At 57.7% G+C, this 4,703-nt stretch carries 4 protein-coding genes; 2 read left to right on the top strand and 2 right to left on the bottom strand.

Annotated elements, in window-relative coordinates:
* Nucleotides 1–142: 142 nt before the first annotated feature.
* A complete protein-coding gene (locus tag ACIREA_RS26960) occupies nt 143–688 on the bottom strand; it encodes a hypothetical protein (RefSeq protein ID WP_397385421.1) in 546 nt (181 codons plus the stop codon).
* Between the two features lie 121 nt (nt 689–809).
* Here ACIREA_RS26960 and ACIREA_RS26955 point away from each other — a divergent pair, with 121 nt between their 5' ends.
* Entirely contained in the window at nt 810–2,060 is a 1,251-nt protein-coding gene (locus tag ACIREA_RS26955) for an SGNH/GDSL hydrolase family protein (RefSeq protein WP_397385420.1), read from the top strand.
* 8 nt (nt 2,061–2,068) lie between these two features.
* Here the strand turns inward: ACIREA_RS26955 and ACIREA_RS26950 are convergent, their stop codons facing one another.
* On the bottom strand, nt 2,069–3,625 hold the full coding sequence (locus ACIREA_RS26950) for a phosphatidylserine/phosphatidylglycerophosphate/cardiolipin synthase family protein (RefSeq protein ID WP_397385419.1): 1,557 nt from the start codon (nt 3,623–3,625) through the stop codon (nt 2,069–2,071).
* Between the two features lie 72 nt (nt 3,626–3,697).
* On the opposite strand from ACIREA_RS26950, the gene ACIREA_RS26945 reads away from it, so the two are divergent.
* Nucleotides 3,698–4,456, top strand: coding sequence for a creatininase family protein (locus ACIREA_RS26945; RefSeq protein ID WP_397385418.1), 759 nt, complete (start codon nt 3,698–3,700; stop codon nt 4,454–4,456).
* Nucleotides 4,457–4,703 lie beyond the last annotated feature (247 nt).

Genomic DNA, 4,703 nt, shown 5'->3' with positions numbered 1-4,703 from the left:
CCACGCGTGAGCGTCTCGGCAGACATCCCAGCTTCGGTTTGCTGGAGCGCATTCCCTTTGGCGATGTCCTCGCGCAGACGGAAACGATGCTGGGGTGAATCAAGGTGGTCTTCACAATACTTTGCGAGGATCACTTTCAGGTTCAGCGATCCAAGGCTTGTTCGACGGAAACGCGGTAGTACCTGCGGCTCTGCTTCCCCAACACAAACCAGCAAAGTAACGAGATGATTATGGCAAAACCGAGCCACTGCCCAATCACCAAGCTTTGATCATCAGAGGCGCCAGGCCAGGAGATTTTGAACCATGCACTCCCGAGGCTTACAAGGGCGGTAAGCGCCAGGCAAAGACTGACGAGCCAATAAACCCAGGGTTTTCGTTTCTCAGCAAGGATCGCTCTGCATGCGATCAGGCACCCGAAAAACCATGCCCATGACAACCAATCACCATGGAGGCTTGGAATACCGATGTGAAACGGCTCTCCGCCAAACCGGGTGAGGAGCCATGATGCGCCTGCAAAGAAAAAAGCGACTGCCAAGAGTAGAATTGAGCACCCGCCCGTCAACGCTGGCAATGCCAGACAACCCAGGGCAGCACGACTCGATGCTGGTAGAGCAGGAGGGATATTGGCTGATGACGCCGGAAGAGGCTTTTCAAAGCCTGAATCTGAACTCTGGTTGGAATCAATCATCAGCCGTGAAGATTAGTGGCTCGGTCGTCTTGCCACAAGATGTGAGTTTAGGGATGGATAAACAAATCCTTGCCAGAACCCCCCGTTTTTGGAGGTATGTCCCTCTCTCATTTCAACCACCATGCGCATTCTCCCGCTTCTTTCCATCCTCCTCGCCGCCGTCAGCCTGCGTGCCGAGTCCCTCCTGCCGCCAAACGCCCGTGTCGCCGTCATTGGTGACAGCATCACCGAGCAGAAAATTTATTCCAAATACATCGAGACCTACCTGCTCGCCTGCACGGGCCGCAGCGACATCAAGGTGTTCCAATTCGGCTGGAGCGGCGAACGCGCTGGCGGATTCGCAGCGCGCCTCGAAAACGATCTCGCTGTCTTCAATCCGAATGTCGCCACGACCTGCTACGGCATGAACGACGCCAGCTATCGGTCTTACGCACCCGAGATCGGCGCCGAGTATGAGAAGAACATGCGTCTGGTGGTCGATGGATTGAAAAAGGTCGGCGTGAAGGTCATGGCTATCGGTTCCCCCGGCGGCGTGGACCCGGATTACTTCAAGAAAAACGTCACCGGTCAGGACTACAACGACAACCTCTCCCACCTGCGCGACATCGCCAAAAAGCTCGCCGAAGAAAACAAGCAGCCCTTTGCCAACGTGTATGACACGATGATCAGTGCTCTCACCAAGTCGAAAGCGGCATTGGGCAAAGAATACGGTCCTTTCGGCGGCGACGGTTTCCATCCGGCACCGGCGGGCCAGCTCTTGATGGCACAGGCATTTTTGAAGGCCCTGGGCTTAGAGGGCGATATCGGCCGCGTCACGGTCGATATGAAAGGTCCCAACACCGCAAGCACCGGTCATACGGTCAAAGGCCTGCAACTCGGCAGCGTCACGCTGGAAAGCACGAAGTGGCCGTTTGTGTTCGATGCTGATCTGACCTCGGCGGGCAGCAATCGCAGCATCCTGCCCTTCACCAGCTTCAATCAGGACCTCAACCGCTTCACTCTCAAGGTGGTGAACCTCGGCAGCGCCAAGGCCAAGGTCACCTGGGGCACTCAGAGCAAGGAATTCAGCCGCGAGCAGCTCGAAGCAGGCGTCAATCTCGCCGCCGAGTTCACCAAGACACCGTTCGATAATGATTTTGCCGCATTGACCAACGCCATCACCCAGAAGGAGAGCTATGAAACGATCCTGATCAAAAATCTCGTCACTCACATGCGCGTGATCGCCGCTGAAGCTGCGGAAGATCCCAAGGTGGCCGTGGCACTGACAAAGCTGAAAAAGAAGCTCGCCGATGAGCATGCCAAGCAGGACGCCAACGTCCGCAAGTTCATCAAACCCGTCACGCACACGATCAAGCTCGAAGAAATCCGCTGAGGCGGCACTCAGAGCAGATCTTCCCAGGGCAGGCAGCGGTAGATGCAATACTCAACCCAGCGCATCAGCGACGCGCCGGGTTCGATGCGTCGCACCGCGCGCTGACCGTTGGGAAGCTGCCCTGTCCAGAGGAAGGAGCCGTTGGCCGCACGTGTGATCCGCCAGCTGTTCTCCGGCTCCAAACCCTTCAGTAAATAGGACTTCAAGCGCGCGGCGAATGCCGCGCTATGAATGATCACGCCCGTCTCTGTGTTGATGTATTTCGAGCGGGGGTCCATGTTAAATGAACCGATGAACGACAGGCGGTTATCCACGACGAACCCTTTCGTATGCATCCCCAGTGGCGTGAGTCTGCGGGTATGGATGTAGTCTTGACGATCTGCCGCATGCGCATTGAGTTCAAAGAAGCTGACGCCGCTGTCCAGCACACCAGCGCGGCGGTTCGCGATCCCCGCCATCGCGGCCACTCCGTCGATGGAAGCCAGGGAATTGGTCAGCACCTGCACGTGCACGCCGCGCGCGGTGGCCGCTCTCAGCAGCTCCAGCGTGTCTTTCTGGGGAATGAAATAAGCGGCATGCATCACCACATCAGACTTTGCCTTGCGAACGGCAGTTTCAATTTTGCGCCATATGGGTGAGGCTACTTGTCCCTGGCGCAGCATGCGCTCCGGCGGGTCTGCCACGAATTCGTATTCAGCCCAGATCATGCGGCTCACGATCTTGTGCAAGGTGTCCAATGACTCCGCCCGGCTCAGCGAAAGGGGGAAGGGGCGGCCGCTCCTCGTGGCAAGCGCGCGTTTTTTCCGTGCGATGTGTTTGCGCAAATCACTCAGTTTTTCACGATCACGATCGGTGATTTTTGTCTGATCGCCCATGCGTGTCAGTGGCGAGCGCCAGAAGAGTTGAAAAGACCTGGCAGCCGCTTCCACCACCGGCCCTGCGGCGATGAAATCCAAATCCCGCATGTTGTGCCCGCGATCAATGCCAAAGTAGGTGTCTCCCAGATTGCGCCCGCCACCTATGACGAGGGTGCCGTCCGCGATCAAGACCTTGTTATGCATCCGGCTTTGCATGCGGTCGATCTCACCGATCACCGGAATGGGGTTTCCGACGAAGATGCCCTTCAGGTCAGTCATCGGATTGAAGAAGGCCACGCGGATGTTGGGATGCGCCGCCAGCGCCGCAGAGCGCACCTCCAACTGGGCATCGGTGGTGTTGTCCAGCAGCAGGCGCACTTTCACACCTCGGTCGGCGGCTGCCAGCAGACGGTCGGCAAAGGTGGTGCCGACCACATCGTCTCTCCAGATGTAATATTGCACATCCAGCGTGTGCTGCGCGGCTTCCACCATGGCCAGCCGCGCGAGGAAAGACTCACGACCATCCTCCAGCATTTCAAATCCAGCTGTGCCCTGGCGGTGCACGGTGTGCTGGCGGCAGGCGTGTGCGATGGTTTCCTGACTGACAAATCCCACCGTGGGGAGGGCGCCATTTTTCCGACCGTAGGTCCCGCAAGCTGCCAGCAGAATGAGCGTCCCGCTAAGCAGTAGACGGGCCCATAATTTCATCAGGCAGGATTCCAGCGCGGAACAAAGATGCAAGTCCATCAAAAAACGAATCGCTAATGGCGTTCTAATTGGATGCTTTTAGCTGATCTCACCTGGCCCGCTGTGGCCGCCCTGGACAAAAACACCCCCGTCATCTTTCCCGTCGCCGCTTTGGAACAGCACGGGCGGCACATGCCGGTCTTTACGGACAGCATGCTGACAAACGAACTCGTCCGCCGCACCGAAGCGGCGCTGGGAGAGCGTGTGTTGATTGCGCCGCTGACCTGGCTCGGAAATTCGCACCATCACATGGACTTCCCCGGCACCTTGTCCGCAGAGCCACGGCTATATCTCGATCTGCTCAACGGCCTGATGGACAACTTCATCGCCCATGGCTTCAAGCGTCTCATTTTCCTCAATGGTCACGGCGGCAACGACATTCCCGGCAAACAGGCCGTGTTTGAGACAAGGCAGAAATATCGTGATCGCAGCGATCTCCTGCTGCTCTTTGCCACTTACTGGAGTCTCGGTGCCGAGCCCTGGACCATTGATCCTTCCATCCAGCAGCGCGTCATGGGCCACGCCTGCGAATGGGAGACCAGCATGGTGCTGCGTCTCCGCCCCGAACTTGTAATCGATCTGACCAAGACAGTTGATGTCCCCTTCGGCAACGCATTCGAACCCGCCTCCCGCGGCTGGATCATGCCTGATCGCAGCGAGCCCGGCCACGTCGGCGATCCCCGCTCCGCCACCGCCGAAAAAGGCGAGGTGCTGTTCCAATGCTTCAGCGAGACAGTCGTGAAGATGCTGGAACGCGTGATCGCATGGGATGGAAAAAGCTGGGAAGGATAATCGCATGGCCCAAATGTGTCCGTCTGCTAATGAGGCTCGTGGACATTGATGCCGCGATTTCACTCAGTCCTGTTGGTCTGATTTTTGCATGCGAAGAAAAATGCAGTGATCCCCTTTTGCTTCCGTACTCACCTACATGCCCACTCCCCGCTCCTCCCTCTGGAAATGGTACCTCTGCGGCCTCCTGCTGCTGGCCACGACGATCAATTACATGGACCGCCAGACGCTGGCGAATGCCTCGACCCGG

This window comes from Prosthecobacter sp. (assembly GCF_044373815.1).
In the GTDB taxonomy this organism is placed as follows: Bacteria; Verrucomicrobiota; Verrucomicrobiia; order Verrucomicrobiales; family Verrucomicrobiaceae; genus Prosthecobacter.
The sequence above is the reverse complement of the archived record's forward strand: the minus strand, read 5'-3'. Positions and strand labels throughout refer to the sequence as shown.